A 26,869-nucleotide genomic window follows, 5' to 3' on the forward strand; every position below is an offset into this window, starting at 1 on the left:
CTTGCGTAATCTCCGTAAGGTGCCTTACGGTGTGAGGATGGAAGAAATGAAGCCCGCAGGACCCGCCGGCGTGCCCGCGCGGGTGCCCCCTCGCTACAAGGAGCTGGTGGAGCAGTGGGGCCCGGCGGTCGGGGTGGAAGACGCCCGCACGCGCTGGGGCAAGCTGGTGGCCGCCGCCGAGACCGGCACGGTCACCCTGATCGCCATGGACACCACGGCGAGCCTCGGCTACCCGACATGGGCCGCCCTCGCCCCCCTGGACAAGGTCGCCGACCCCGGCCGGTGCCCGGTGTGGCCGCTCACCTCGGCCCGCCCCAAGCTCGCGGACGTGGTGCTGGCTGCCACCCGCTTCCCCGACGGGGCTCCGCAGATCCTCACCCGCCACCGGCGCCCGGTCGTCGCCCTGGTCGCCGCCCTCACGCTGGTCGACCTGCCCCCCGACGGCGAGCGCATCGACATCGACACCTTCCTGCAAGAGGGCGGCACCATCACCCTCGCATTCGACCCCGGACAGGACGGCGCCACCGACGAGGACGGCGACCTGCTCCAGGAACCGATCCCCGAGCGCTACATCGCCCGCGCCATGGAAGCGGACGGCCGCGAGATCGGACAGGGCGAGGGCGACAGCGTCGCGGAGGCCCTGCTGCGCCTGTGGCGCCCGCCCGCGCACGTGTACTCCAGCGAGCCGCCGTTCGACCCCTGGGGCTCCCCGCCCGTCACCGACCTGCCCGAATCCGCCGAACGGTTCTGACCCCTCACGACAAGGAGCGACGTGACCACCACCTTCAAGCCCCTCGCCGACTACGGGCCGCGCCAGTTCGGCGACCGGCTCGGCTTCGCGGAGTGGCAGGTCGAGCGGGCCTTACGCCTGGGCCTCATCCCGCCCGCCGACCGGGGCGGCCGCTGGTCGGCGGACGTCTTCAACGAGGTCACCGCACGCCTCGACGCGGTGCGCGCGGAGGTCGGCACTCTGCCCGACGTCGGTGCGGACCGCGCGGAGAAACACCTCGCCGAGAAGTTCGTGGGCTTGACCGTTCACCCGGGCACCGCCGCCGAACTCGCCCGGCGGGGCCACCTTCCGCGGCGCGGGGAGTACAAGGGACACACGCTGTACTGCGGGCTGACGCTGGAGCGCTTCACCGACCGCCGCAAGGTCGCCCGGGCCTCCGCCGCCGGCCGCACCTACACCCGGGACGACGCTGCGGCCGCCCTCGGGCTGCGCGCAGCCGACTTCGACCATCTCCTGCGCGCGGGCCTGCTCACCCACTCGGAGACCACCGTCTCCTCCTGGTACAAGGGCGTCGTCGTCCGGCTGTACCGGCAAGCCGACCTCGACCGGGTGCTCCGCTCGTCCCGGGTCGACTGGGATGCCGTCCGTGCGACACCGAAGGGACGCCGGTCCCCGCTCGCCAAGCTCCCCACGGCTACCTCACGCGAGATGGGGCGCACGGGCTGAGGCTACCGTGTGTACGCATGTGAAGACCTCCGGGACGCCCGGAGGTCTTCGTTTGTGAAGGGCGGAGCACGGAGCCGGTCGGGCCGGGGCAGATGCCTCGGTCTAGAATCGAACGCGTGAACGACAAGCCGTCTCGTCTCGATTTGCTCCACTTCGCGCGCCGCGTCGTGGTCCAGCAGGCGACGGCGGCGCTGGCCCAGATCGACGGGTGGATCGCTGACGAGGAACGGCGCGATGCCGAACGCCGACAGGCAGAGGAGCGGCGGCCGCCACCTCCGGCCTGGCTGATCCAGTACGGCCTGAACCGTGCGAACCTCGACGCCGTCCACCTCGGCGGTTGCTGGGCCGCAGCCAAGAGCGGCCGGTGCCGGCCAGTCAGCCGGGAACAGGCCCTCGATGCCCTGCGGCAGCACGTGACGCCGTGCGTGCACTGCCGCCCGGACACAGAACTGGGCGTGCTCGACTGACGCGGACCGGCGCCCGTGCGGGAACTCGCCCACACGTGAGCCTGGCAACAGCCCACCGCGCGCACAGCAGCCGGGCCCGCCCTACGTGGTCCAGGCCCGGGAACAGCTCCGGACGGGCTTGTACGGGGTGAAGCCGGTGGCCGCTGGGGGCCTTCGCCGGCCAATGCAGTTGCTTTAGGGAGGTGAAGAGGGTTGAGCACGAGGCACGGGCCTGCCAGCGCCGCGGTACTTCTTCACCTTCTTGGTCTGGTTGGCGGCCCACCGCCCCGGCTCGACCTTGCTGCGGCCACTCCGAGTTCTGAGAATCGGCCACCGTGACGGTTTCTTGATCGCTCGGGGCCAGTCTCGGCCCGACCGAGGCGGCAGCAGTCGGGTACGTGCTTCGGCGGCGGCCTCAGCCCAGGCACCCATCACCTTGCGGTGGCCGGCGCCGTGCTGGAGCGGCACGCTACGGCGGGCAATCCGGACACAGCGCAGGTAGGAGAGCCGGTCCGGGTCCACGACGGGGCCGTTGGCCGCGGCGTCGTGCGCGAACCGGCGGACGGCCTGGTGGACCGCGAGCAGGGCCCACAGTTCCTGTCGCACCGCTTCAGGGGTGCGGGATCGGAGTGGTCCACCGGGCCCCAGGTGGTTCTTGATCTCGTCGAAGGCCAGCTCGATCTCCCAGCGCTGCTGGTAAAGGGCGATCAGCTCGTCCGCCGGGTACTGCTGGGTGTCCAGCAAGGACGTTCCCAGGTGCACCACCTTGTCGTCCTTGGTGAAGGTGATGACGCGGTAGGTGGTCTCCTTCGGCAAGACCCGCCCTTCGCGGGCGGCCCGGAGCCGGACGTCCTTGCCGGGGCGCATCAGCGACAGCCGAGAGCCGTCCGGAAGGTCAGCCTGTGTGGTGCCGAGGTGGTTGGACTGGAGCCTGACCAGCAGGTGAGCGCCGGAGGAGGTGAAGGCGTTAACGAACTCAACAGACCAGAACCCCCGGTCGGCGACGACGAGGTCGCCGGGGCCGGTCGAGCTGGCCAGCGGGTAGGCCAGGCGGCGTTCGCCGTCCCGGTAGCCGCCCAGACCGGCGTCCAGGACAGCGTGGGTGCCGATCTCCGCGAGCACGGCGGCCCGCACCTGCGGGAAGCCGAACGGCGTGCCGCCGGTGGAGGGGCCGTCGAAGGTGTCGCCGTTGCTCACCGAGTCCGGCACGTCGAACTGCGTGCCGTCCAGGGCCAGCAGGCGCAGGCCGCGCCACCAGGCGCCCGGCGTCTCCAGGGTGGCCAGTGGACCGGCTACCTGCCGGAATACCGTCTCCAGCACTTCTTCACCAAGTCGGTTGCGTGCCCGGCACAACGATGAGCGATTCACCTTCGCTAGGGCACGACTCCCGGGTATTCCGCTGGTCAGCATGCGTACCACCTCTTCGTACGACTCCCGGGCGAACAGACACAGGCCAAGCACGAAGTACACAACGAGCCGGGCGGGTAGCAGGCGGCGGCGTTGCTCGCTCCGCCCGTGTTTGACGACGGCCGCGTCCACCAATTCCGGCGTGAACACCTTGGTCAAGATCCCTATACGCGACCGGCACCCCGGCCCCCACCCATCCACGAGCTGAGCAACGACACACCCCGTTCAAGAGCAACCGCACTGGCCTTACGAGCCGTTGACGGAGGCGAGTAGAAGCCTGCATACCGGGTGCATGTGGCTGGCCAGGTGCGCAATGATCGCGCATGTGGATCCTGCCGTCACCTCTGCACTGATCGCTGCGCCCGTTGCTGTTCTCGCAGCGGGGGCTGCTTATGCCGCCGGCCGCCTGCAAGCCCGAGGAGCACACCACGGGCCGATTGACGCAGTACGTCGACAGCACCAGCGCGACGCTTACGCGGCCCTTCTTCAGGCTCTCCGAGAGTTCGCGAGCGCAACCGACGTGGACCGCTGTAACAGGCAGGCTTATGAAGAATTTCAAGCCGCAGGGGTTCTCGTTCCTGATCTGGCCCTACAAGCGGTTCGAGTCTGCCAACTGCTTGAGGCAGCTCCCATCGAGCCAGTGCGGGCCGCCTTTGCCGTAGTGGAGTTGGAGGGGCCGGAGAGCGTTACAGAGTCCGTCCGTGCAGCTCACGACCATGCGGAAGGGCTCGTGGCAACTGCGGCCTGGGGGGCCAGGGGCGCGGCAAGACGGGAGACCGTCAACGAGCTCTACGACGATCGAGAGAAGCTGGACGAAGCAATCCGCACCTTCACCGCAGCAGCCCAGGAAGAACTCAACCGACGTCCTTAAATCGTCGACGGTTACGACGGACGCTAGGAGTTCGTCGGCTTAAGGCAACTGCATTGGCCTTCGCCGGCCCCCAGACCCCCGCTCCCCGCGGCACCGACCGGCGCGGGCAGGAAGAGAGGGGTTGCGCTGGGTGCGCGCCGGACGGCACCGCGGCCTGTGCCGTCCGGCGGGCGTGATCGGGCGTCAGAGCGGGATGCAACCGACGCTCAGGTGCCAGTACGGGCCGCCGTACGGCCCCAGGTGACGACCGAGGGTCATCAGGTCGGTGTCGGGCAGGCCGGTCGACACGGCCACCACCGCGGCGTCCCCTCGTACAGCGTGCCGCCGAGTTCCCTCTTCACAGGCCGATCCCCTCGGTCGCGTTGTCTGCCCACTTGTCGCCCTCGTCCACGTACTCCCAGAACACCGGTGAGTTCTTTGACCAGCCGCCCTGGGTCCGCAGCTTCTCCGACCGCTTGCCCTTGCGGCGACCGGTGGTGACCAGTCCTCGGCGGCCGGAGTGCCCGGTGATCCGCCGCCCGGTCATCCCCGCGTACTTCGCGGAGCGGGTCATTGCCCGGCCGCAGCCGTCGGGCGACAGCCGCCCAGCGCCGAGGTTTCCCCACTGATCGACGGGCAGGTACGCGGGTCCGTCGGGCTCCGCGCCGGCGGCGAGCTTGGCCTCCTTCCACGCGAGCCAGCAGCGCACCGCGCAGGTGTCGGCGTTCTCGCCGTAGGAGACGACGACGTCGCGGGCTGGCCGGCCCTTCACGCTGGGCACGTGGACTTCCAGGCCCTCCGCCACGAGACGGATGCCGGTGTCGTCCAGCTTGCTCAATTCGCTGTTGCGGCCCGCGATGGCGAACCGCATGGTGTGCAGGCTCCTGTCCCGCAGCCGGGCCAGCTCCGGCACGATGAGCACCTGGCGGCGTCGGGCGTCCGGCTGCGGGGCACGCTCGCGCGGCGCGGTGTTCATCTTCCGCAGGTCGGCCGGGGTAATCGCGGCGGCCTTCCCGCGGCCGCGCCTCTGCCGCTCCTCGTCCAGTTTGAGCGGCTTGAGTGCCTGTGTGGCCGCCGCCCGGGCAGCCTTGGGCACCTCGTAGCCATGCCTGCGGGCCTCGGAGGCCACCCCGGTCACCCGGCGCTCGATGCTGTTCGGGGCGGCCTCCTTGACCTCGTCCAGCCACTTTACGAACGCCACGTAGGTGCCGACCGTGATGGCGCTGTCCGGCAGGCGGGTGCCGGTCTGGTCTTCGAGCCACCGGTGGAACTCCTGCCACAGCTCCCAGTCCCGGGCGTACCCGGTCTTGGTCTTGTGTGGGCGGCGGTCGTACAGGTCCTCGACGGCCTTGGTGTCCAGCGCGGCCAGGACGGCGGCCACCGGGTCGTGCACGGCGACCTCGCCGGCGCCGGGGACGTCGTCCTCCACCAGCTCGGCGTCGACCACCTCCACCGGCTCCAGTGCGGTCCCGTACTCCTCGGCGGTCGTCACTCGGCGACCTCATCCACCGTGTCGGCCAGCTTGCCGACCCGCTCGGCGGCGTGGCTGATCCGCTTCGCCTCGACCTTGAGCTGCGAGCCGTCCTCGTCGTGCTCCGTGAAGTCCGCCGCGACCTCGCCCACCAGGTGGGCCAGCTCCGCCAGAACCTCGGCGACGTCCTTGAGTCCGGGACGCAGCTCGCCGCGCTCCAGGTGGTAGGCGGCGCGCGGGAGTTCGCCGTACGCGGGCAGGTCGTCGCGGGTGGCGACGGCGGCTTGCTCCTCGTCCTCCGCGGGGAAGGGCACGTACACCTGGGTGAGCATCAGTCCGGGCTGGGTGGTCTCCGCCTCGGTGGTGAGCCCGGAGACGGTGGCGACCAGCCGGGGGTGGATGGTGTGCACCTGGTCGGGTTCACCGGGCAGGGCCCGGTGGTGGTCGTCCAAGGACAGCGGCATCTCCTCGGGGAGCTGCTCCAGCAGGGCCCGCAGTTCGCCGACGGTGTCCACCATCGGCGCCGCGGCGACCGCTGCCCGCAGCCGGGGCGCCTGCTTTGCACGGGCGTCACGGGCCTCGTCGGCGGACCATCCGAGGCCGAACGCCACCCACCGCATCACCGCGTCGTACGTCTCCTCGTCCAGGCCGACCAGCACGTCCGCGTTCTGCGCGAGGTGCTGGTGGTAGAGGGTGCGCTGCCCCTCGGCCCACACCCGCAGGTCGTCGACCGCCGCCAGCACGGTGGTGTCGAGCGCGGCCGCCACCTGGTCCCACGTCGCCCCGAGCCGCAGCGCCTGCGCAACCATGCCGCCGCGCTCGGTGCGCACGGCCCGCCGGATCGCTTCGCCCACGGCGAGCTGCGTCAGGGCGTCGCCGACGACGGCGTCCTGGTCGCGGTCGTGTTCGGTGTGCAGCCGGGCACCGGCCTCGGCGCGGTGCTGCGCGAGGACCGTGAGCGGTGTGCCGGCCGGAACGTCTCTGGGGCGGCGGACCGTGTTCTCGGAGGTGTGCTGGTCGGTCATGCCTTCTCTCCGAACGGTGCGGGGACGATGCGGCCGCGCTCGCGCAGCCACAGGTGGACCGCCTTCTCCTCGGCCCGCGACCGGTCGAAGGCGCGGTCACCGGCGGGGGTCAGGTCCTTGAAGGCCAGGCGGGCGCTGCGGGTCTGCGCCCACTGGCACAGCTCCCACTCCGGCTGGCCGGTGGCGCTGTTGTACGCGGCCGGGGGCAGCGAGCCGTCCCGGGCGAACGCGTCCCGCTCACCCTGCCGCTGCTCGACCTTGGCCTCGGCGGCGGCGAGCGCGGCCCGGGCCGCCTCGACCTCCTTCTGCGCCTCGGTGATCCGGTCCTCGAAGTACGTGGCGACGACGGCCGTGCCGTCGATCTGGTCGGTGGCACTCACTGCTCCTGGTCCTCCTTCGTCTCGGTCGCGGCGGCCGTGTCCAGTTCCGCCGCCACCCACTTCGCCGCCGCGGCGACGGACGTGAACGGCTTCTCGCCGCTGGTCTTCGCCCAGACCGCGTAGCCCGACAGGCCACGGGCGGGCGGGCGGAATTCGGGCCCGATGGCCGCGTGCCAGACCGTGCCGCCGCGCTTGCCCCGGCCTTCGGTGACGGCGCCGACGATGTCGTCCTCCGACAGCCGGTCGACCTTCTGGAGGGAGCAGAGGTAGGCGCCGGGGCCAGCGCCGGGGGCCATCCACTTCAGCAGCGGTGGACCGGGGTAGAGCCACAGTCCGGCCACCCTCTTGGGGGGCTGGCCGTAGCCGATGCGCGCCGTGGTGGTCGTCTCGGTGCTGTGCTCCTCGCCGCTGATCAGGCGGACCGTGTCGCAAGACCGGCACAGCAGCCGCACGGTGATCCGGTCGTAGTGGTCCTGGTGGCCGCACTCCTCGTTGGGGCACGAGTGCTCCGGGCCCTCCCGGCGCGGGCGCAGCTTGTCGGACACGATCTGGTGATCGATCTCCCAGACGGGCTTGGCGCAGTCCGCCCGGTGGGCGAACGGCTGCCACTCCAGGTGGGCGGCGATGGCGTCGGAACTGCTCATCGGGCGGCCTCCGTCGTCGCGCCGGCGGGGAGGAAGGCGTCCCACTGGTAGTCGGCGGTCCCGGCGAACAGAGCGCCGTAGCGATCCATCCGGCCCTCGTCGCGCTTGGCGGCCGCGTACTGCTCCAGGGCCCGCCCCAGGTCGAATGCGACGTGGCCGGACACCGGGTGGGCGAGGTCGAGCAGGCTGTCGGTGAAGCAGCCGGGCCGGAAGATCCGGGCCGCGTCGGGGTCGGTCTGCTGGAGCCAGTGGAGGTTGACGTCCTGGATGTCGGCGGCCAGGTACTCCTGGAGCGTCTCCTGGTCGTCCTGGTCGCCGACGGCCTGCTTGCTGGCCCAGGCGCGCTCGAAGTCCATGCCCGGGTGCGGGCCGCCGCTCTCCTTCTCGTAGGACTCGGCGGCCGCGCGGCACTCCGGGGCGGTGCACAGGGCCAGCGCGTACGCGAGCACGCCCGGTCCGCCGTGCAGCGACTCCACCAGCACGCCGCCGTCGTGCTCCCGTACGGCCGTGCAGGTCGCGGCCTCGTTCAGCTCGTCCAGCACGATTCGGTAGAGGGCGGGCAGTCCGCGCTCCTCGATGAGGTCTTCGCCCCATCCGAGAGTGGCGGTGTGCACCACGGCGGCGGTGCCGTCGGGCAGGGTGACGGAGGTGAGCATCATGGCGGTCACTTCCCATCCGCGGTGAGCCACCGAAGGGTGCCGGTGATGGTGTCCTGTACGGCGTCCTCGCTGCCGGAGAGGAGGGCGTCCAGCAGACCGAGACCCGGGGTGTCCTTGCGGTAGACCAGCACGAGAGCCGCGTCGTCGTCCGGGAGCGTCTCCGGGAGCGTGTGCAGCGGCATCATCGGACCGGTCGTGATGCGGGCGGCCCGCACCTCGCCGGCCGCCACGGCGCGGGGCCGGTGCCCGATCCGGTGCACCAGGTCGTGCGTAGGGTCGTCGTCCTCCCGGCACCCTCCCGGGCCCGGGCACGGCCGGGGCTGCGGTTCGGCGCCGTGGCGGCGGGCCAGCTCCCCGCACAGCTCCGCGAGCCGCCGCACGCCGAGGGTGCGGGTCTCGCCCGCAGCGACGGAGCGGGCCAGCGTCTCGGTCTCGCGCACCAGGTGCTCGGGCGCCATGTGGAAGGCGTTCGGCAGGTCCAGGTGTTCCCGGCCCTCGGCCGTGAGCGTCGGGGTCATCGAGCCCCGGGCCGGTCCCACCCAGGTCACGGTGTCGGGGGCGGTATCGAAGTCGGTGACGCGGTGGGGCTCGAACCGGGTCTTGCCCTCGGACTCGACCGGGTACGGCTTGCGGCCGGTGCGGATCAGGCGCTCCATCTCCGCCCGCGCGGCCTGCGGGGTCTGATCGGGGAACAGGCCGGACATGCGGAAGAGGTCGGCGGCCTCGTCCAGCGTCAGCACGATGCGGTCGCCCTGACCGCCGGTGCGCTCCTGCTGGACGGACAGCAGGGCGGCGAGCATGTCCGTGGCCGATGCGGCCGTCTTGCCGGGGGTGGTCTTCTCCAGCTCGGCGCGGAGTCGGAGGAGTTCGACGGTCTGGTCCTGGAGCTTGGTGGCGGCCCAGTTCTGGGCGGCCTCCGCCTCGACGTCCTCGTCGGCGTCCCGGCGGTAGCGCTCGGCGACGGCGGCGCAATCGTCCTCGGTGCACAGCACGCGGGCCACCGCCTCGGCGGAGCCGTCGGGGTGCTCGGTGACCTCGACGTCGGGCTCGGCCAGCTCGGCGGCGACGCACGCGGAGACCATCCGCAGGAGCCCCTGGGCGTTCTCCCTCAGTGCGGTGAGGCGGTCGGCGGTGAGCGGTACGGAGACCGCGCCGACGCTCCAGCGCACGCGGTGCAGGTGGACGGTGTAGCGGTGGGCGGGATCGCCCGGCGCCAGCAGGGGGACACTCAGGGACATAAGGAAATCGGCCTTTCCGGTGACAGGAATCGGCAGGTCGGTGGGGTCCTCGTAGAAGCGCACGGCCTCCAGCGCGTCCCGGGCCACCTGTGCGGCGTCCTGGTAGCAGCTCCAGCCGTCGCGGGGCAGGTCGTACCGGCCGCGCGTCTCGTAGGCGGCCATCGCTGCGGTGGCTTCGGCGTGGGCCCGCAGCGCCTTGGCCCGCTGCTCCTTTCGCTCGGAGGCCAGGGCCACGCCGGTGAGGTGTCCGTCGGCTAGCAGGCGGTCCTGGAGCGCGGCGGCCGCGCGATAGCCGATGCGCAGGCGGCGTTGCAGGGTCGACTGGGAGACGTGCCCGAACTGGGTGGCGAGGTGCACCGCCGCAGCGTAGTCCCGGCTGTCCGCCTCCGTGCCGATCCGCGTCATGGGCAGTCACCCTCTCGCGTGAGAGCAGCCCGGGCGACTCGGGCGAGGCGGTCGAAGTCGGCACTGGTGAGCGGACCGCCGTCCGGACGGACGTAGTCGATGGTGAGGTGCGACCGGACCTGCACCCGGAACAGTTCAAGCTGCCCCGGATACGGACGTGTTGACTCAGCCGCCGGCGCGGCCGGGCCGTTCACCGGTGCCCCGGCTGCGGGACCTGGTGGGCGAGGGAGCGGGCCAAGGTATCGGCGATCGTGTCGAGAGCGGCCCTAAGGGCGAGATGGTCGGCGCCGGTCAGCTCCCCGAGCGGCCTGGCGGTGTCCAGCAGAGTCCATCCCTCGGGGGCGGCGTCGCGCCGCTCGGCCTGGCGGATGCCGACCTCGACCCGGTCGCCGTCCAGGTGGAGCAGCCGCACGGTGGCGTCCTCCACTACCCACTGCTCGGCGGCGAGCCGGTCCGAGATCCGGGCCAGGGCCCGTCCGGCCAGGTGCTCCCCGCTCACCCCCTCGGCGGCGAGGACCTGCGCGTGGTGCAGGGCCGCGCGCAGCCGATCGACCAGGTCGTGGACCAGTTCGTCACGGCCCCACTGCCGGTGGGCGTCGCTGTCCCGGTCGAGCAGTTCGGCGATGCGGAAGAAGGCCCTGGTCAGGTCCCAGGCCGTCTCGGCGAGCGGGTCGGCGCCGGCGCCGAGCATCGCCGGGCGCACCACGGAGTCCATCAGCAGGGCGAGTTCGTGCACGGCGTCGGCCGCCAGCGGCGTGTACTGCGGCGTCGGTGCGGGCGCGGCCTCCTTGTCGGTGGGCTCGATGCCGCGGGCGCGCAGGTCCTCGTACACGGTGTCGCGGGAGACGCCCGCGGCCGCGGCGAGACCGGCGATGGTGCGGGTGCCCGCCCACCAGGCGGCGGCCATCAGGTCGGCCCGGTTGTCCGGCAGCCGCTCCCGGCGGGCGGCCCACCCCCGCAGCGCGGCGAGGGAGGCGCGCACCATGTCCGCCTCCTCGTACGTGGCGACCGGCAGCAGCATGCCGCCCGCCTCCTCGACCCGGGCGCGCAGCCGCGCGGTGAACTCCGGGGGCGCCGCGGCGGACGTCTTGTCCGGGCCGCCGGCGGTGAGGGCCGCCGGGGCGGGGGGCGGCTGCGGCGGGGCGGCATCCCCGCGCGGTACGCCGTCGTCGTGCTCGGGCACGTCGTCTCCTCCATCCGAATAAGTGTCGACTGACTCGACACTTACCGGACCATAGTGTCGAGTCAGTCGACATGTCGAGCCGTTCGACACTTTCGGGTCCTTCGCGGACCGGGAACTTGACGCCGCCTCGTGTCCGGTTTGTCGCCTCGGATATGGCACATTATCCGAGCCGAGACGCACCGTGCCACCATATCACCCGAACGAGTGTAGAAATCTCGCCAACTTCTCCGGGGTCTATACGGAGAGGGGTCCGGCGGGTCATACTCCCCATGTACGCCCCGGAGAACCGGGCAAGTATCTGTCGGAAGGTCTCATGAAGATCACCATTGAAGGCGCCTCGGAGGAGTTCGAGCGGAAACTGCTCGACCTGCTCGCCGAGCACCGTCACGAACTGGCGGTCACCGCGGACACCGAGTGGACGGTCGAGCGCGCCGAACGCTACCTCCGTTCGCTCCCCGCCGGCGCCCGCCGGTTCGCCGAGATGGTCGTGGTCGACGGCGACGGCTACGCCGATGCCGACACCCTGCGCAGCGTCCTCGGCAAGCTCAACGGGCCGACGGTCGCCCTGTCCCGGGCCATCCCGCGCGGCGTGCGCGAGGGCTGGTGGCCGGAGGGCACCCGGGCGCCCATCACCGTGGTGTACGACCCGGAGAACCCCTCGTGGCAGAAGGCCAAGGGGTACGAGATGACCAGCGAGAACGTTCCCGTCTTCCGGTCCGCCATCGCCCGCATGGCCATCGCCAAGGGCGCCGCAGAGGCCATGGGAATCACCCCGGGCGGCCCCGGCAAGACCACCACCAGGGTGCGGATCGTCGCCGACCCGGGCGTAAACCTCGTTGACGCGGACGGCGGTTCACTGCCGCACGACGACGAGGACGAGGACGACGGCGTGATGGAGTGCCACGTCTGCCTCCAGCCGTACGAGGTGGACGAGGAGGGCACCGCCTCCCACCTGGACACCAGCCGCGACGCCAACCACACCCCGAGGAGCTGACCATGGGCGCCAGCACGGCATGGGGGCACGCGGTCGTCCCGCTCACCGGCGACAAGCTCGCGCTCGCCATCGAGCTGGGCGAGACGTGCGGTGCCCGCGGCTGCGCGAAGTCCCCGACCTGGGTCACCTCCTACAGCTACGTCACCGGGCGGGCCGGGCGCACCAGCAAGCGGCACCAGCGGGTCTGCGCCGACCACGCCCTCAACTTCGCCGACAAGCACGACCTCCTGCTCACCCACGACGCGCGCCGCGCGGCCGCGGGCGACTGGGACAACTACGAGGAGGACCAGCAGCCGTGACCACCCGCATCCCGCGCAACGCCAAGCGGGTCTTCTACGCCACCGAGAGCACCACCCGGACCACGCCCGACGGGGAGGTCATCCGGTGCGCCGGGCGCGAGCAGCGCTCCACCACCTTCCGCGAGGCGCGGAAGTTCCTGGACGACCTCGGCGTCCCGGGCGGCGTCTCCGTGTGGACCGCGCGCAGCCAGCAGACCAACGCCTACGCCGACCGCCGCGCGGACGGCACGTGGGTGGCCCTGGACCGGCTGACCGGCACCTGGGAGCCGCTGCCCGAGGAGACCGCGACGGAGGGACCGGCATGAGCCTCCGCACGATCCTGCTCGCGGTGCTGCCGGCCGGACTGCTCGGCATCGCCACGGCGGCCGCCGTGTGGCTGCCCGGCGGCGGTGACCTGTCCTGGACGCGCTTCCTGCTCGGGTGCGCGCTCTGGCTGGTCGCCCAGATCGGCGGCAGCGCCGTCCTCGGCTACTTCGTCGGGCGCCGCTGGGGGCTGGGATGATCGGCTACGACATCACCCAGGACCCGGCGTACGTGTGCCTGCCCCGGGGCGAGTTCGAGTGGCTGCGCGCCTGCTACTGGTCGCCGATGACCGGCATGCGCGACGTCGCCGCGAACCTCCTGATCGAGTGGGGTCACCGTCCCGAGGACCACCCGGAGGTGGTCGACGCGCTGGAGATCGAGCTGTCCGGCGCCCTGGTCGAGACCGCGTCCGACGTGATGCGCGAGCACGGTCTTCCCGACCGCCGCGTGCAGCCGGAGGGGGCGCCGACGGAACCCGTCTGGAAGTGCCCCGACTGCGACACCAACAACGCCCGCCGGGCGGACGCCGTCTGCCTCGTCTGCGGCCGCGACCGCCCCGCCTCCCGGGTCCGCATCAACCTGCCCGCCGCCAACCCCGTCCATGAGGAGACGACATGACGTTATCGCCCGACGCGCTGACCACGGCGGACACGCTGTGGCAGCACCTCATCGAGCACCAGCCCGCGGTGGCCGCCGCGCTCGCCATGCAGGTGCGCGCCCTGCCCGAGGACTGGTCGCAGCGCGTCCTCGGCGTGGCCCGGCCGCACGCCGCGCTGGAGCTGCCCGCCACCGGCGACGTGCCCATGGAGATCGAGCCGTACGACGCCGCCGACTGGGAGAACTGCCCGGCCTGCGGTGAAGTGGCGGACCAGCTCTGCCGCTACCACGAGGGCTACACCACCGGCTACGAGGCGCTGAACCAGCCGCTCACGGAGGCCGCCCGCGTCGACCCGAAGGTCACCGTCGCGGACGCCTTGCGGCGGCTGACCGAGGCGGAGGAGGCCGCCGAGCGCGGTGAACTCGCCGCCGCCGTGGAACGGATGACCGGGAGGCAGGGGTGACGACGACCAGGGGCTTCCTGTTGTGCCCGACGTCGGCACCTGCATGACCCGGAACGCGCTGCGGCCGGCCAACCGGCGCATGCCCGACGACTTCACCGCCGTGCACCACATCGAACCCACCCCGACAGGAGCCACCGTGTACCCGCCTCCCGCACCGAACGTCCGCTTCGCCTGCGTCACCGACCCGACACGACGGCACGCCTACTTCCTCGCCACCGCCGAGGAGGACTTCGACCGCCTCGTGGCCGCGTACCAGCGCGAGGACGACCTCACCGTCACACCGTTCGAGACGGAGTTCGCCGACCCCACGATCGACCCCACGGTCTACAACGAGACTCGGGTGTGGATCTCCCACGCCCGGCAGGAGAACGACGGTCCGGTGATGGTGCAGGTCGGCTCGGTCGAGAACGGCCAGTGGGTCAACTGGAACCTCCCCGCCGTTCCGCGTCCGCCCGTCCCCGTCCTGCTCCGGGAGAGCGTCACGCAGGCGGCAACAGCCACTGCCCCCAACGACGCCCTCGCCCCCGAGAGGATCGCAGACGCCGTTGCCGTACTGCGCAAGGCGCAGGAAGGCGACCAGGACGCGCACCAGGACCTCGCCGCCTACTTCCCGGAGTACGAGGGGCTGGTGATGCAGACCGACCACGCCCGCTACCTCGAACTCGCCGCCCGCGCCGGTCTGGTGGCCACGCACCTCCTGCTCCTCCAGAGCGGCGGGAGGTGGCTGGCCTCGGTGGACACCTACACCGCCGACCTCGGCATGCCGCTCGCGTCCGTGGCCCTGGGGGACTACGCCAGCAGGAGCGAGGCGGTCCGGGAGACGGTGCGCGCCGCGACGGACAACGGATGGGCGCTCGCCCCCGAGCACGAGTGGTCCGACTTCGACTGCGGCGGCGGGGAGATCCACATCCCGATCCACGCGCGGCCGACGCACTGACCCTTCCCGCATCTGACCAGCGAAAGGACCGTATCCGATGCGTACCTGCACCCGCATCCAGCGCCGCCGCGACCGCGGCTGGCGCAAGCCCGAACGGTGCATGATCGTGGACCGCACCTCCGACTTCGGCAACCCGTTCACCGTCGCGCAGCTCATGGACATCGGCTACAAGGAGCCGGAGGCCCGCGCGACGGTCATCGCCGAGTTCCGTCCGTGGCTGCGCGGAAGCCGCGCCAACTGGACCGCCGACGAGAGCGACCGGCGCCGGGAGAAGATCCTCACCCGGCTGCCGGAGCTGCGCGGCATGGACCTGGCCTGCCCGTGCGAGCCCGGCGAGCCGTGCCACGGCGACGTGCTGCTGGAGTGGGCCGCGCTCTCCCCGCTCGCCCTGGAGGTGCGCACCGCCGCGACCCGCGCCCGGGTCGACCGGCAGCGCGTCCATCACGGCCTGGAGCCGATGTACGACGCCGACGCCCTGGCCGCCGTCCTGACCCGCGACGTGGACCTCGACTGCCTGGTCGACTTCGACCCGGGCGACGGCGTGCCGCAGCGCTGCGACAGCCGCACCTGGAACCACTACCTGAAGAAGCAGCGGCTGCACGAGGACGCGGTGACGGTCCGGCTGGTGGAGGTGTTCGCGTGAGCGCGCCCGAGGAGAACCACGCCGAGCGCGCCGCGCGACTGCCGTTCGTCGCCCGGCCCGCCGCGCGGGAGGTCGTCGTCATCGACGCGGAGCCCGAGGACAGCGACGCGGACCGGGCCACCCGGCTCCCGTTCGTCGCCCGGACCGCCGACGGGGAGCCGGAGTGAGCGCGCCGGACGAACTGCCCCGGCTGGACCGGGCGGAGACGTACGCCAAGACCGTGCACCGGATCTACGGCGACCGCCGGGCGGCCCCGCCGGCGCGGGAGCTGCTGCTGGCCGTGGCGTACGCCCTGTTCGTCGCCCCGGGCGAGCCCGGGAGGGTGCTGAACACCGCCGCCCGGGCCCTGGGCCGGAACCCGGCGACCGGGCGCCCCCGGTTCGACGCCCTGGTCGCCGACGACGCGCCCCGCTACGAGCCGCCCCGCGCGGCCGCCGACTGGGGCCCCGGGCAGGCACCGGGCTGCGAGGCACCGCGCCTGCGGCCGTACGTCTACCGGCCGCGCCGACCCGCCACAAGCCAGGACGAGGCGGCCGCGGTGCCGCTGCGGCCGCTGCCGGAGCCGGTCGTACACGTCGGCCCGGGCTACGTCCCGCCGGTCGACGTCCGCAACGAGCGGCAGATCTGCGGCGCCGACTCCCACCACAAGGTGCTGGAGCTGGACCCGCGCACCGGCTGGGTGCTGCCGCACTGGTTCTGCAAGCGGCACGTCGACCACGCCGAACGCGTCGCCGAGCAGGTCCGCGAGCAGAACGCGGCCGCCCCCGAGCCGATCCCGAACCGCGGCGGCCTGCTGTCGGCGTACTTCAAGGCGCCGTGGGAGGACGTCTACCGGCACTACGCCCCGGCGAGCTGGAAGCCGCCCTCATACGGCCTCTCCGCCGACGACTGGCCCGACCCGGGCAACCCGCCCCCGGCCCGATCCCCGCGCCGCCTGCGGGCCGTCTGAACCGCACCATCCACCCACCACCTCTCTCCCGGAAGGACACCCCGCATGACCAGCTCCCTCGACACCCTCGCCAGCCAGGCTGCCGCGCAGCTCAGCGAGCCCGACACGTGGTTCGGGCTCAGCGGCCACCGGGTGACCGGCGAAGCCGTCGCCCACCACCTGGAGGCCGCGGCCCACCTGATGGAGCGCGAGAACTGGGACCCCCAGCTCTACGCCCCCTTCACCGGCCACCACCTGTCCGACGCCCTCGCCAGCACCGCCAAGGACGGCCAGGGCGACGCCGACACCCGCTTCATCGCCCGCACGGTGATGGAGACGCTGCTCCAGGTCGTCATGGGCGCCCCGTACGTCGACTACGAGATCTGGAGCCAGCACTCCACCCGGACCCTGGAAGAGGTCGTGACGCTCTGCCGCACGGCCGCCAAGATCGCCCGCCACGTCGGCCCGGAGCAGCCCGGCACGGGCACGCCGAACCCCCCGCTGCCGTAGGCGCAATTTATCTGGCCAGATAGAACACCCTTCACCGCTGGGACTTCCGGTGCTGGCCGGTGGGGAGGGTTCGCACTCCGCCTGACCCCCTAGGTGCTGCACCTGGTGCACCACGGCGGCGCGGACACAACGACGCGGGCCCCGGCTCCCCCTCGAAGGGGGACCGCCGGGGCCCGCGGGTTATCTGGCCAGATAGACCACCTGCGTCAGCGCTGACCGGGGAGCAGGGATGACGGCACCGACGGGCGTCCCGGAGCCTCTCAAGAGACCTCTGCCTGTGCTTACTGCCAGGACACCATCCCGGGACCACGACGGCACCATCACGATAGCCCTGCACCCGTGTCAGGTGGACTCCTCCGGCGCGAAGTTCTCCATGCAGTCGCCGCACATGATGTTGCGGCGCTCCAGCGTCTTCGGCGAGACCCGGATGACCGCGGGCGATGGCTCGCACTTGCAGACCGCCTTGACGTAGTTGCGGTCCTCCTTCTTCCCGGTCGGCGCCTCGCCGTCCCCGCCGGCGTCGGCGGTGTCCGCGTCGTCGGTGGTCCCGCCCTTGCCGTCGCCGCCGCTGCCGCCGCGGGTGCGGGTGGCGAAGATGTCGGGGGTGCGGGTGGCGCGCATCGCCTTGTCGAGTGCGGCGATCTCCTTGGCGTAGGTCTTCGCCGCCTCCTCCCCCAGCTCCGTACCGGCGAAGCCGTACTTCTTCTTCCACTTCTCGCCGACGTCGGGGCGCTGGACGAGTCCCATGGCCTCGGCCATCTCCCGGAACTCCTTGTTGTGGTACTGGCTCGCCGAGCAGTCCTTGACGCCGCGTGCCTCGTTGGCCGCGTGGGTGGCCTCGTGCAGGAGGTAGCCAAAGACCTTGGCCGCGCCGTCGGCGAGTGACTCGGCGGTGACGAACACCTCGTGGTGGACGTCGTCGCCCTCGCGCAGCTTCCACCGGCGGGGCGCGAAGTGGGCCAGCTCGACCGCGCTCGCGCGGCCGCCGGTGGCCATGCTGATGACGGCCTCGGGAACGTCCTTGTGCCGGGCGCGGATCGCGTCCCAGGCGTTCACCAGGGCGGAGGTGACTCCGGCGGCAATCGCGGCGACCGTGACCTCGGCGGGCAGGTCGGACACGGCCTCCAGGGTCGGGGCGGGTGCGGGCTCGGGGATGTGGGCGACGGCTTCGGTGGTCATGGATCCACCCTAGCTGAAACTCACCTCTTAAGAGGTGAGTTTTGAGGGTGAGTTGGCCGCGTGCTGGCCCAACTCAGGTCTGTTGGCGGCGCCCTGACGGTGCCGTCCGGTATGCAGGAGTCCTGAACTACCCGGCGAAGGAGTCCCGCGTGTACGTCGACATGGCCGCCCTCGATGAGGAGTGCACCCGTCTGGCCTGCCTCATGGCCGACCGCAGCATGGAACATCTCACCGTCCCCGACGCGCGGTCCCCGGAGCAGCAGGGCGCCGACCTGGAGGCAGAGTTCTCCAGCGAGCTAGAGCGGTCCTTCGCCCGGATCGTCACGGCGGGCTCGGACCCGGAATGCATCCTGCCGAGCATGCTGATGGCCATGGCCGGGAGACTGGCCATCCTCGCCACCGACGTGTCCCTGCTGAGCGACCAGGACACAGACGCGGCAACGGTGATCCGGTCGATCGGCGGCCGGTAGCGGGGTCGGGTGATGCCGACGGGCCGCCGAGAGACGTTCCCCGGCGGCCCGTCGGCATGTGGCGCTGTATCAGTCCACGGCGTGCGTCCAGGCGCTGGGCACCAGGCCGGGCATGCGGTGGTCGATCTGGTGCTCACCCTTGGTGCAGCCTGCGAACGGGCCAGTGGAGGCGCGCAGCTCCCGCAGGGCGGGGTCCAAGTGGTCACGGTGCCAGACCGAGGGTCCGGTGTACCCGCAGGACGCCGGGTCCGTCAGCTCCTGCCAGGCCAGCCACACCGCGTGGAGGCGGGCGATGGCCACGGGGTGCTCCCACCACAGGTGGCACCACCGGGCATCGACGGACGGCTCGGCAAGGTAGCCGGGCACCAGTACGCCCTCCACCCACTCGATCAGGGCTCGCAGCTCGTCGTCGTACTCCGGCGGGTCCAGCAACAAGATGAACGGCGGGTACTGCCACTCCTCTTCCTCGTCGCCCTCGCCGGCCGTTTCCTCCTTGTCGACCAATGCCTCGCCCGGTTCCCCGCCCTCACCCCCGGTGAGCTGCTCGACCAGGGACGTCAGGCTTGCGACCTTGGTCTTAAGGTCCTCGATGTCCTCGAACATGCCGATGGGCACGTTCAGCTCCGGGACGCCCTCGGGCTCATCGGCCACTGCGTGCCGCCTTCCTCTGCTCATACGCGGCGACCGCGCGCTTGGTGATGGCCTGCTCCTCGGCCTTCATCTGCGGGCCGATGTGCTCCATCAGCCGCTCCGCGTACCAGGGGCGCAGGCTGATCTGCGCCACCGGCATGCCGGTGGCCAGCAGCAGGGCCGTACCCCGCTTCATGGCGCGGATCTCGGCCGGGTCGAGCACCTGTTCGCGCTGCTCGCTCCAGCTCCGGCTGCCGCCGTCCTTGGACTTGGAGTACGAGCCGCGCTCGACGTAATGGGCGCCAGTCAGCGTGGACACGTCCTGAGCGAACTTCGCGTCGTCCATGCCAACACCGATGATCTTTTTCGTGGCCGCGCTCCACATGGAGTCCATGCCGACCTCGCCCCACGCCTTCACACCCTGCCGGTAGCTCTGGAGGATCACGAACGGGGTGATCCCGCGAGATCCGAGGTGGGAGTACAGGTCGGGTAGGTCGGCGATACGGCAGATGTTCGCGGCCTCGTCCAGGACGGCGCGCATCGGCTCCGGCAGGCGGCCGCCGTGGCGTTCGCCCGCCTCGGCCCCGGAGGTGAACACGGCGTCCGCCAGGGCGGCCACGACCGCGCTCGCCGGGCCGCCCTTCTTCGACAGCAGGTACAGGGTGTCCTTGCTGAGGGCGAACTCCTCGGGGTCGAACCGCGGGTGGTGCTTGTCCGGTGTGACCCACGCGAGCACCTTCTCATCACGCAGCGCACTGACCGCAGTTCGGGCATTTTGATAAATTCCGGACTGGGTCTCCGCGGCAATGTTGATCGAGGAGTCCACCTGCTCGGCGAGCACCGGCTCGTTCGCGTACAGGACACGCAGCGGCGCCTTCTCCTTCGGATCGGACAGCCACTTCATGACGTCCCGGACACTGCCGCCCTCCCAGTACGCGGCCCGGAACAGACCCACGAGCAAATCGCCGGCGGCCTGGCTCCAGAACGGATCGGCTTGCTCGCTGGTGATCTGGTTGACGAAGTGGGAGGCCAGGCGCTCGGCGCCCTCCAGCGTCTCCGCCTGGGCGATCATGTCCCACCACATCTGCCGCTCGGCCTGGGCCACACCCTGGGTGTCGAGAATCCAGGCGTGACCCACCGTCGAACGGCTCGCCAACGTCGCCGCGTAGACGTCGGCCTTGTTGCTGGTCATCAGCAGGGCGCCCGGGGCCTCCTCCGCGACCGGGATGGCGAGGCTGGTGGACTTTCCCGCGCGGGGCGCCATGATGGCGACGAAGGTGTCCTCGTCACTGCCGCGCAGCTCGACCCCGGACGGCAGGTGGTCGCCGAGGAGAACACCCCGGTCGCGGGCGGGAAGCTCCTTAGGGTTGATGCCCTGCAGCGAGGCCCGCAGCCGGGTGGCGGTCCGGGCCGCGTGTTTCGGCGTCAGCTCGCGCACCTGGTGCAGCGTGGCCAGGCTGGAGGGGTTGCGGAACCACTTGAAGGCCGAGCGCAGCCCCCAGATGATGAACACCACGACGGCCAGGTCCGCCACGGTGGCACCCACGACGGACGCGGTCTGGGAGTGCGGCCACGCCGTCGACCAATCGGTGACCATCTGGAAAGCGCCCACCAGGGAGGTGGGGAACGGGGCGGCCTCGTTCCCGGTCAGCACGGCGCCAGCGGCGGCACCGGCCCACGTCGACACGGACAGCGTCACGGCGCCGCCGAGCAGGATGCCCCCGGCCGCCCATGCCCGGTCGTTCTCCGTCATCATGCGCGTCCACCTCCCGTAGCGGTCGCCCGGCGGCGGTTGTTGTCCGTGCGGTAGAGCCGCAGCTCCGTGGCCGTCAGCTCCAGCGCGGCCGCGATCCCGGGCCGGGTGCCGATCTTGATCAGGTACTTGCCGCGCCCGGGGTGCCGGGTGCCTTCTTCCTCCAGGGGGGCGCTGTCGCCGGCGTCGTCGTAGGTGGGGTCGATGTCGAGCCCGGTGCTGGTCGCCGACGACCATGAGCCGATCATCATGCGCTCCTGCTCGGTGAGGCTGCGTTTGCCGGTGACCCGGCGCAGTTCCTCCTCGGAGGATGCGCCGATCACCCATGTGTCGCACCGGTCCATCAAGCCGCGGGCCTTGGCCCGGTCGGTCTCCGTCGGCAGCGCCTCGACGTCCAGCAGTGAGTGGGTGACGTAGATCGTCACATCGTTCGTGGTGCGGTTCAGCCGGGAGATCGCGTCCATCGCGTCCACGAGTCCGGGTCCGGAGCGCAGGGCCCGCCACATCTCGTCCATTGGCAACACGAGGGAGCGGTCCATCATGCCGATGCTGCGGGCGCTGTCGATGGCGCTGTAGGTGTACGCCCACGTGGCGATCATGCCCGCGCTGACCACATCGTTGCCGCGGGCCCGCAGGGCGGAGATGTCCACCGACACGGCCGGGGCGCCGATGTCCAGAGGGGTCGTCGTGGGTCCGTCGAACAGGCCCTTGAGGGGGCCGCCGATGAGGTTGTCGAGTCCGGCGATGACGCTCCTCGTCAGGTCCTGGTACCGCTCGCCCTCCGCGGCGAGCTTGGTCCGCAGCTCCTCGGGGGCCGCCCGCAGAACCTGCACGACGTCGGCGACCACCGGGTCGCTGCCCGACTCCTGAGCTGCGGAGGCGACCTGCACGGCGGTGTCCAGCGCGCTGCGCTCGATCTCGTTGGGGGACCGTCCCAGTCCGTGTTTGGTCGACAGCAGCGCGACCAGCGTCTCCAGGCGCCGGCCGTTGAGGACGTCCAGCAGGGCCTCGCGCCGTTCCGTCGTCAGCGACTGCACGCGCCCCTTCAGCGGGCCGCTGTCCAGGGGGTTCAGGCGGCCGATGCCGTCGCCGATCCGGACCACCGACCCGCCCAGCTCGCGGATCATGTCGCTGTACTCGCCCTTGACGTCGCCGGGCACCACGGTCATGAATCCGTACGCCGTGTAGACCATGCACACGCGCTTGACCAGCGCACTCTTGCCCGCGCCCGGCTGGCTCATCACCCAGACACCCGGGTTGGTGGTCAGCTTGCCCGTCCACCCGGACGGATCAATACACACCAACTCGCCGGTCAGCAGATCCCGGCCGACGGGCACGCCGCGCGGCGGCAGGCCCGACCCGAGCAGGAAGGGGTAGATGCCGCCGGCCTGGCTGGTCGGCCCGGTGTAGACGGTGCCGGTGTCCTCGACCGGCGCGCGGCCGCTAAACCGTCCGCCCCAGCCCAAGCGCGGGGCGAAGCGCCCCTTGAGCCTCTTCTCGGCCCGCCGCTCCTCACGCGTCGGGCTCTGTTCGACCACCTTGACCACGCGCTTGGGCGTGGTCAGCGGCACCGGCTTTGGTTTGCGTGCCATCGTCAGTCCTTCACCAGCGGCGAGTATCCAAGAGGCAGACCGGCCGCGAAGATCGCGGCCTGTGCCCCGTACGCCGGCCGCATCCGGATGCCCCGGGTCGCCTTGACCGCCCGGGCCAGTTCCTGGCGGGCGGCGGGCAGGTCGGCGGTGCTGCGGGCCGTGACGGTGACCATCAGCGTCCAGTCGACCACCTGGGCGCCTGCGGCCATCTGGGCGGCAGCCTTCTCCGCGCGCTGGGAGTCGGCCCGCTGGCTCCACTTCGCGCGGCCCTTGACCTCGGCGGTCGCCTGCTCGCGCTGACGGGCGTGGGAGATCTCGCGTTCCAGCACCGCCTCGCCCTCCAGCGGGTCCAGGACCCGGTAGGCGATGGTGATGCGCCGCTGGTAGCGGCCGGGGGCCAGCAGCGGCAGCAGCACGGAGTAGGGGATGGGGCGGCGCGGCATCTCGCGCAGCACCCAGCTCACCGACACCCCGCCGTCGTGGGCGTAGGTCTCCCAGTCGTCGTCGGCGGCCTGCGGCCCGCACTCCGACCACGACAGCTCCTCGAACTCCTGGTCGCGGGCGTTGAAGACGTCGGGGTCGTACGCGCTGCGCACGATCCGGCGCAGGTCGATGTCAGTCGCCCTGCGCTCGATGTCCGTGCCCGTGCCGGACAGGTCCAGGGAGTCCACCACCCGCAGCGCTTCGGCGACCTGCTCGGCGAGATCCGCCGGCGGGGTGGCCGAGGCGTGCGGGTCCACCGTGACGCTCATCCACGGAGCGACGCTCGCGGTGGCGTGCGGGGTCGTGCGCACCAGGTCGTCGATGACCTTCTTCGCCAGCGCGGGCGCGCCCGGGTCCTTGCGGGCCCTGACGTCGTCACCTAGCGCCTCTCCGGCGCCGGGGGTGATCTGGATGGTCACGCTGGCGCCCTTGACCTGGTCGTCCGTGCTCATCGCGTCCAGCACGGACGACCAGGTGCGCAGGCTGCTCTGCACGGCTCCGGTGGGCGCCATGAGGCTGCCGCCCGGCGCGAGCAGGGTGGTGACGGTCATGTAGCCGGTCGCGCGGTCGTGCACGACGCCGACGGCCCGTCCGGTCGTCGGGTCGTGCGCTCTGATCAGGGTGCTGCTCGCGCCGACGCCCGGCAGGTCCAGGGCGTACGGGTGGGGCAGGAGAAGTCGCCGGTAGGAGGTGGCGTCGAAGCGCGACGCTCGTTTCCAGGCCACCCGGGCCCAGTAGTAGGACAGGGCGGACATGCCGTGACGGCGGGCGGCGGCCAGCACGAAGAACGCGCCGGTCACCGGCAGGGTGACCAGCAGGGAGATCGGCATCTGCGTGGCGATCAGGCCGTCGGCCGTCAGTACGGCGGCCGCGAGCATCGTCGCGGTCCGCGACAGCCCGCCGAAGCCGAAGCTGCGGCGGGCCCGGAAGCCTTCGACCATCAGGGTCTGCGGCACTTCATGGGCTGTCACTGCTGGTTCCCTCCGCCCATCTGTCCACTGCCGCTCTGGACGGCGTCGTTGACGCCGTCCAGGATCTGGATTCCTGCTCCGACGACGCCCGCGCCGGCGGCGGCTCCACCGGCGGCCGCCGTGCCGCCGCCGGACGCGGTGCCGTTCGAGGTTCCGGCCGCCTTGCCGCCGGTGGATGCTGCATCGGCACCGGGGGCGCCCTCGGGCCCGGTCTGGCCCGGCACACGGCCAGTCTGGTTGCGGGATGCCTGTGTCTGGGCGTCGCTGCCCTGGCCGCCGTCCTTCCCGGAACCGCCGTCGCCGCCCTGGCCCCGGCTCCGGGGGCCCATGTTCTGCTCGACCATCTGCATGTGACGGATGGCGTCCGCCTGCCGGTCGCCTCCCTCGCCGGCGCTGCCCTTGTCGCCCTTCGCGCCGCTCTTGCCACCGAAGTAGCTGGCGGCCGCAGACAGGGCGCCGCTCGCGCCCCCTGCGCTGAGCCCGGCACCGGCCGCCGCCCCGAAGGGGGCGAAGACCTTGGTGAGCGGGCCGGGCGCCAGCACGGCAAGGACCAGCGTCGCGCAGCCGCGAAGCCACTCGGTGAGTGTTTTGGCCTCACCGAACTCGGCGAACCCGGTGCAGATGATGACGGCCACCATGGGCTTGTAGGCCACGATGACCATGCCCGCCGTGATCAGGGCCGGGGCCCATTTCCGGGTGGCCTCGCCGCCCGTGCGTCCCCCGCCGGCCACAGGGATCAGCAGGCAGATGATGGGGATCGCGCTCAGCCGCAGGAAGATCATCACCATCTGGACGAAGCCGACCAGCAGCAGCACCAGGACAATGCACAAAAGTGTCATGGGGTTGGACACGCCGGTCGGCAGCATCACCGTGACGATCCGGTCGTATGCCTCTGCGTCGTTCTTGAAGACAGCGTTCACCAGTCCCGCGCTCAGCGCATCGCCGAGGACCAGGAGCGACGCGAACAGGCTGACGCCGAGGAAGGACAGGACGAAGTTCTCGACCCATCCGGCCATGGCCCGCCCGGCGTACTTGCCCTGCCCGGTGAGCGCCATCCTGCCCAGGTTCCAGATCACCCCGGCCACGGCGATCACCAGCCCCAGCCAGGTCAGCATGCCCGCGAGCGTCGTATCCCCGGTCCACAGTCCGGTGCCGGCCAGGTCAACCGACGGTCCGAGCAGGGCGAAGGTGAGCGTCTTCTTGATGACCCACTTCGCCACGTCAACGCCGGACTTGATGACGTCACCGAGGAGGGACTCCATGATGTTGTTCCACTCCTCCCTGACCTTCTCCTCGCCGACCTTGCCGACCGCGTCGCAGCCGCTCCAGCCGGTCACGCTTCCCGGGCGCCCGGGCGCCTTGCCGCCGGCGTTACCGGGCAGGATCGTGCCGAGAATCGGTCCGGAGATGATCCGGCATCCGGCTTCGATACTGTCGCCGATCGGGCCGTCCGCCCGGGCGGTCTGCGGCGCGGACACCGACAGGCCGAGCACGGCCACCAGCGCCAGCAGCAGGGACGCCAGACGACGCCCGGTCACGACGCCTCCCGGATGGCTGTCCACCCAGCCGTGTTGAAGGCGGCGTCACCGGGAGCGACGATCTTCGGCTGCTCCTTCTGCGCGTCTCCCATCGCCCGCTGGGTGGCCGCGCCGGACAGCTTCCAGTCGCCGTCCTCCCACACCACGGCGTTCAGGATGCGGGTGTAGTCCACCGACTCCTTGGCCATCTCGCCCCCCTTCTGCGCCGCCCGGGACAGCAGCCACACGCTGACCTCGTCCTTCGAGGCGTTCACGACCTTGAAGCCGATCACGTTGCTGCGCATGTACGCCCCGGACGGCAGCGGCTCGCCCACGGGGACGCCCATCTCCTGGTGCAGGGACTTGTCGGTCTGGATCGCTGCCAGCTCGATCTCCTCGGCGTGCGCATCGCTCCGGTCTGCCTTGGAGACGTAGGAGTGATAGATCCGCATCTGCTCGTCGACGGTGTCGCGGCCGCCCTCGATGCTGACCGTGTTCAGGGCCGCCGCCGCGGCGACGGCGCCCTCGGTGGTGTGCGGGTAGCCGACCTGGCTGCCGCGCTCATCGGTGCGCTCCCCCCGCGGAAGCGCAGCCCACTGCTCCGGCTCGGTCCAGTCGTTGGGCGGCGCGTACGTCGCCGACGGGCCGGGTGCGGACGCGCTCGGGGTCGCCCCGCCCTTGCTCGGCGTGCCTGAGTCCTCGTCACCGCCGGCCAGTACGACGTAACCCGTCAGGGCGAGAACGGCCGCGAGGACACCGCCCGCGAGCCAGGTCCCTTTGGTGTTCCACGTTCCCCTCGTGCGTCGCATCGCCGCCTCAGCCTGCGATGCCGTTGAGGATGGCGATCAGCGAGCTGGACAAAATGACGGCCGCGAGTCCGCCACCCATCCACTTGAAGGGTTCGGAGCCGCCGCCATTCCGGCTCTTGTCCGACACGGCCAGCTTGTAGACACCGAAGCCGACCCCGCCGACGCCGGCGAGGATCAGCAGCCACAACCCGTACCCGAAGATCTCGGCGACGGGGCCGTTCATGCCCGGGATGGGGGTGGGCTTCGCGCCCGGGATGAGCGCCGCCAGGTTCGCCATGGTCATTTCCCTTCGATCGTGCGCCGCAGCCGCGCGGCGGCGGTCTGGACGTCCTTGTACTCCAGGGCCTCCTCGGGCCCCTTCACGGATCGCAGAACGGGCAGGTACGGCAGTCGCACGACGCCGGCCAGGCGCCCCTCCAGGGCCCTGACCGTGAAGCGGGCGTCCTGCACCGGACGCGTCGGGGCGTCAGCCACCCACACCAGCCAGGGCCTGGGCAGCGGCCCCCAGCGCAGCAGGGTCTCCTCCAGGCGCGTCACCCCGTACACCGTCGTGTCGGTCACCAGCACCGGGACGGTCCCGTAGGGCAGGACCTCCCCCGGCGCCAGGACGCGCGCCTGGGCGCCAC

Annotated in this window: 33 protein-coding genes; 16 read left to right on the forward strand and 17 right to left on the reverse strand. The window is 71.6% G+C overall.

The features are described 5' to 3' along the window. Nucleotides 1-46: 46 nt before the first annotated feature. From IE316_RS34740 to IE316_RS34750, 3 genes are all read left to right on the forward strand, one after another. Nucleotides 47-751 carry a type II toxin-antitoxin system Phd/YefM family antitoxin gene (locus IE316_RS34740; RefSeq protein WP_190208558.1) on the forward strand — a complete coding sequence of 235 codons (705 nt, stop codon included), beginning with the start codon at nucleotides 47-49 and terminating at the stop codon, nucleotides 749-751. Between the two features lie 21 nt (nucleotides 752-772). Continuing rightward, a complete protein-coding gene (locus IE316_RS34745) occupies nucleotides 773-1,456 on the forward strand; it encodes a hypothetical protein (protein ID WP_190208559.1) in 684 nt (227 codons plus the stop codon). Between the two features lie 116 nt (nucleotides 1,457-1,572). After that, the gene (locus IE316_RS34750; RefSeq protein ID WP_190208560.1) at nucleotides 1,573-1,923 is read left to right on the forward strand and encodes a DUF6233 domain-containing protein; all 351 of its coding nucleotides are present in this window, start codon (nucleotides 1,573-1,575) and stop codon (nucleotides 1,921-1,923) included. Nucleotides 1,924-2,097: 174 nt separating this feature from the next. Here IE316_RS34750 and IE316_RS34755 read toward each other — a convergent pair whose 3' ends face one another. Further along, nucleotides 2,098-3,468, reverse strand: a complete 1,371-nt coding sequence (locus IE316_RS34755; protein WP_190208561.1) for an IS4 family transposase — start codon at nucleotides 3,466-3,468, stop codon at nucleotides 2,098-2,100. Between the two features lie 154 nt (nucleotides 3,469-3,622). On the opposite strand from IE316_RS34755, the gene IE316_RS34760 reads away from it, so the two are divergent. Continuing rightward, complete coding sequence (locus IE316_RS34760) at nucleotides 3,623-4,180, forward strand: hypothetical protein (RefSeq protein ID WP_190208562.1); 558 nt, start codon at nucleotides 3,623-3,625, stop codon at nucleotides 4,178-4,180. A 337-nt stretch (nucleotides 4,181-4,517) separates the two neighbouring features. Here the strand turns inward: IE316_RS34760 and IE316_RS34765 are convergent, their stop codons facing one another. The 7 genes from IE316_RS34765 to IE316_RS34795 all read right to left on the reverse strand — a co-directional run bounded on the left by IE316_RS34765 (nucleotide 4,518) and on the right by IE316_RS34795 (nucleotide 11,164). Continuing rightward, on the reverse strand, nucleotides 4,518-5,651 hold the full coding sequence (locus IE316_RS34765; protein WP_190208563.1) for a site-specific integrase: 1,134 nt from the start codon (nucleotides 5,649-5,651) through the stop codon (nucleotides 4,518-4,520). After that, a complete protein-coding gene (locus tag IE316_RS35825) occupies nucleotides 5,648-6,655 on the reverse strand; it encodes a hypothetical protein (RefSeq protein WP_229910697.1) in 1,008 nt (335 codons plus the stop codon). Before IE316_RS35825 ends, IE316_RS34765 begins: the two co-directional genes overlap by 4 nt. Then, nucleotides 6,652-7,035: a hypothetical protein gene (locus IE316_RS34775; RefSeq protein WP_190208564.1), complete on the reverse strand. Its 384-nt coding sequence runs from the start codon at nucleotides 7,033-7,035 to the stop codon at nucleotides 6,652-6,654. Before IE316_RS34775 ends, IE316_RS35825 begins: the two co-directional genes overlap by 4 nt. Then, a complete protein-coding gene (locus IE316_RS34780; protein WP_190208565.1) occupies nucleotides 7,032-7,679 on the reverse strand; it encodes a hypothetical protein in 648 nt (215 codons plus the stop codon). Before IE316_RS34780 ends, IE316_RS34775 begins: the two co-directional genes overlap by 4 nt. Further along, nucleotides 7,676-8,347 (reverse strand): hypothetical protein, encoded by a 672-nt coding sequence (locus IE316_RS34785; protein WP_190208566.1) that lies wholly within the window; start codon nucleotides 8,345-8,347, stop codon nucleotides 7,676-7,678. Before IE316_RS34785 ends, IE316_RS34780 begins: the two co-directional genes overlap by 4 nt. Further along, the gene (locus IE316_RS34790; RefSeq protein WP_190208567.1) at nucleotides 8,344-9,981 is read right to left on the reverse strand and encodes a DNA translocase FtsK; all 1,638 of its coding nucleotides are present in this window, start codon (nucleotides 9,979-9,981) and stop codon (nucleotides 8,344-8,346) included. The genes IE316_RS34785 and IE316_RS34790 overlap by 4 nt, the downstream gene beginning before the upstream one ends. Before the next feature lie 190 nt (nucleotides 9,982-10,171). Further along, nucleotides 10,172-11,164 (reverse strand): cysteine--tRNA ligase, encoded by a 993-nt coding sequence (locus tag IE316_RS34795; RefSeq protein WP_190208568.1) that lies wholly within the window; start codon nucleotides 11,162-11,164, stop codon nucleotides 10,172-10,174. A gap of 313 nt (nucleotides 11,165-11,477) precedes the next feature. Between IE316_RS34795 and IE316_RS35830 the strand changes: the two genes are divergently transcribed. The 11 genes from IE316_RS35830 to IE316_RS34850 are packed head-to-tail and all read left to right on the forward strand — an operon-like array spanning nucleotide 11,478 to nucleotide 16,839. Then, nucleotides 11,478-12,158, forward strand: a complete 681-nt coding sequence (locus IE316_RS35830; protein ID WP_229910698.1) for a hypothetical protein — start codon at nucleotides 11,478-11,480, stop codon at nucleotides 12,156-12,158. Nucleotides 12,159-12,160: 2 nt separating this feature from the next. Next, nucleotides 12,161-12,457 carry a hypothetical protein gene (locus IE316_RS34805; protein WP_190208569.1) on the forward strand — a complete coding sequence of 99 codons (297 nt, stop codon included), beginning with the start codon at nucleotides 12,161-12,163 and terminating at the stop codon, nucleotides 12,455-12,457. Beyond that, nucleotides 12,454-12,762: a hypothetical protein gene (locus IE316_RS34810; RefSeq protein ID WP_190208570.1), complete on the forward strand. Its 309-nt coding sequence runs from the start codon at nucleotides 12,454-12,456 to the stop codon at nucleotides 12,760-12,762. The genes IE316_RS34805 and IE316_RS34810 overlap by 4 nt, the downstream gene beginning before the upstream one ends. Then, complete coding sequence (locus IE316_RS34815; protein WP_190208571.1) at nucleotides 12,759-12,959, forward strand: hypothetical protein; 201 nt, start codon at nucleotides 12,759-12,761, stop codon at nucleotides 12,957-12,959. Before IE316_RS34810 ends, IE316_RS34815 begins: the two co-directional genes overlap by 4 nt. Continuing rightward, nucleotides 12,956-13,378, forward strand: a complete 423-nt coding sequence (locus IE316_RS34820) for a hypothetical protein (protein ID WP_190208572.1) — start codon at nucleotides 12,956-12,958, stop codon at nucleotides 13,376-13,378. Before IE316_RS34815 ends, IE316_RS34820 begins: the two co-directional genes overlap by 4 nt. Further along, a complete protein-coding gene (locus tag IE316_RS34825; RefSeq protein WP_190208573.1) occupies nucleotides 13,375-13,821 on the forward strand; it encodes a hypothetical protein in 447 nt (148 codons plus the stop codon). The genes IE316_RS34820 and IE316_RS34825 overlap by 4 nt, the downstream gene beginning before the upstream one ends. Nucleotides 13,822-13,843: 22 nt before the next feature. After that, on the forward strand, nucleotides 13,844-14,758 hold the full coding sequence (locus tag IE316_RS34830; protein WP_190208574.1) for a hypothetical protein: 915 nt from the start codon (nucleotides 13,844-13,846) through the stop codon (nucleotides 14,756-14,758). Between the two features lie 37 nt (nucleotides 14,759-14,795). After that, nucleotides 14,796-15,401 (forward strand): DUF4326 domain-containing protein, encoded by a 606-nt coding sequence (locus IE316_RS34835; protein ID WP_190208575.1) that lies wholly within the window; start codon nucleotides 14,796-14,798, stop codon nucleotides 15,399-15,401. Further along, the gene (locus tag IE316_RS34840) at nucleotides 15,398-15,568 is read left to right on the forward strand and encodes a hypothetical protein (RefSeq protein WP_190208576.1); all 171 of its coding nucleotides are present in this window, start codon (nucleotides 15,398-15,400) and stop codon (nucleotides 15,566-15,568) included. The genes IE316_RS34835 and IE316_RS34840 overlap by 4 nt, the downstream gene beginning before the upstream one ends. Continuing rightward, entirely contained in the window at nucleotides 15,565-16,350 is a 786-nt protein-coding gene (locus IE316_RS34845; RefSeq protein WP_190208577.1) for a hypothetical protein, read from the forward strand. Before IE316_RS34840 ends, IE316_RS34845 begins: the two co-directional genes overlap by 4 nt. Before the next feature lie 45 nt (nucleotides 16,351-16,395). After that, complete coding sequence (locus IE316_RS34850) at nucleotides 16,396-16,839, forward strand: DUF6197 family protein (RefSeq protein WP_190208578.1); 444 nt, start codon at nucleotides 16,396-16,398, stop codon at nucleotides 16,837-16,839. A 342-nt stretch (nucleotides 16,840-17,181) separates the two neighbouring features. On the opposite strand, the gene IE316_RS34855 is transcribed toward IE316_RS34850, so the two are convergent. Then, on the reverse strand, nucleotides 17,182-18,018 hold the full coding sequence (locus IE316_RS34855; protein ID WP_190208579.1) for a hypothetical protein: 837 nt from the start codon (nucleotides 18,016-18,018) through the stop codon (nucleotides 17,182-17,184). 149 nt (nucleotides 18,019-18,167) lie between these two features. On the opposite strand from IE316_RS34855, the gene IE316_RS34860 reads away from it, so the two are divergent. Beyond that, complete coding sequence (locus tag IE316_RS34860; RefSeq protein WP_190208580.1) at nucleotides 18,168-18,488, forward strand: hypothetical protein; 321 nt, start codon at nucleotides 18,168-18,170, stop codon at nucleotides 18,486-18,488. 69 nt (nucleotides 18,489-18,557) lie between these two features. On the opposite strand, the gene IE316_RS34865 is transcribed toward IE316_RS34860, so the two are convergent. The 8 genes from IE316_RS34865 to IE316_RS34900 all read right to left on the reverse strand — a co-directional run. Next, on the reverse strand, nucleotides 18,558-19,139 hold the full coding sequence (locus IE316_RS34865) for a DUF4913 domain-containing protein (RefSeq protein WP_229910699.1): 582 nt from the start codon (nucleotides 19,137-19,139) through the stop codon (nucleotides 18,558-18,560). After that, nucleotides 19,129-20,874, reverse strand: coding sequence for a type IV secretory system conjugative DNA transfer family protein (locus IE316_RS34870; RefSeq protein ID WP_190208581.1), 1,746 nt, complete (start codon nucleotides 20,872-20,874; stop codon nucleotides 19,129-19,131). Before IE316_RS34870 ends, IE316_RS34865 begins: the two co-directional genes overlap by 11 nt. Continuing rightward, nucleotides 20,871-22,463 carry a putative type IV secretion/conjugal transfer ATPase gene (locus IE316_RS34875; RefSeq protein WP_190208582.1) on the reverse strand — a complete coding sequence of 531 codons (1,593 nt, stop codon included), beginning with the start codon at nucleotides 22,461-22,463 and terminating at the stop codon, nucleotides 20,871-20,873. The genes IE316_RS34870 and IE316_RS34875 overlap by 4 nt, the downstream gene beginning before the upstream one ends. Before the next feature lie 2 nt (nucleotides 22,464-22,465). Continuing rightward, nucleotides 22,466-23,917, reverse strand: coding sequence for an SCO6880 family protein (locus tag IE316_RS34880; protein WP_229910700.1), 1,452 nt, complete (start codon nucleotides 23,915-23,917; stop codon nucleotides 22,466-22,468). After that, nucleotides 23,914-25,455 (reverse strand): hypothetical protein, encoded by a 1,542-nt coding sequence (locus tag IE316_RS34885; protein ID WP_190208583.1) that lies wholly within the window; start codon nucleotides 25,453-25,455, stop codon nucleotides 23,914-23,916. The genes IE316_RS34880 and IE316_RS34885 overlap by 4 nt, the downstream gene beginning before the upstream one ends. Continuing rightward, complete coding sequence (locus IE316_RS34890; RefSeq protein ID WP_190208584.1) at nucleotides 25,452-26,243, reverse strand: DUF8175 domain-containg protein; 792 nt, start codon at nucleotides 26,241-26,243, stop codon at nucleotides 25,452-25,454. Before IE316_RS34890 ends, IE316_RS34885 begins: the two co-directional genes overlap by 4 nt. Nucleotides 26,244-26,250: 7 nt before the next feature. After that, a complete protein-coding gene (locus tag IE316_RS34895) occupies nucleotides 26,251-26,520 on the reverse strand; it encodes a hypothetical protein (RefSeq protein ID WP_229910701.1) in 270 nt (89 codons plus the stop codon). A 2-nt stretch (nucleotides 26,521-26,522) separates the two neighbouring features. Continuing rightward, on the reverse strand, nucleotides 26,523-26,869 hold a 347-nt coding region (locus IE316_RS34900), incomplete at its 5' end, for a hypothetical protein (protein WP_190208586.1).

Origin of the sequence: Streptomyces fumanus, assembly GCF_014655295.1 — a bacterium.
GTDB lineage: Bacteria > Actinomycetota > Actinomycetes > Streptomycetales > Streptomycetaceae > Streptomyces > Streptomyces fumanus.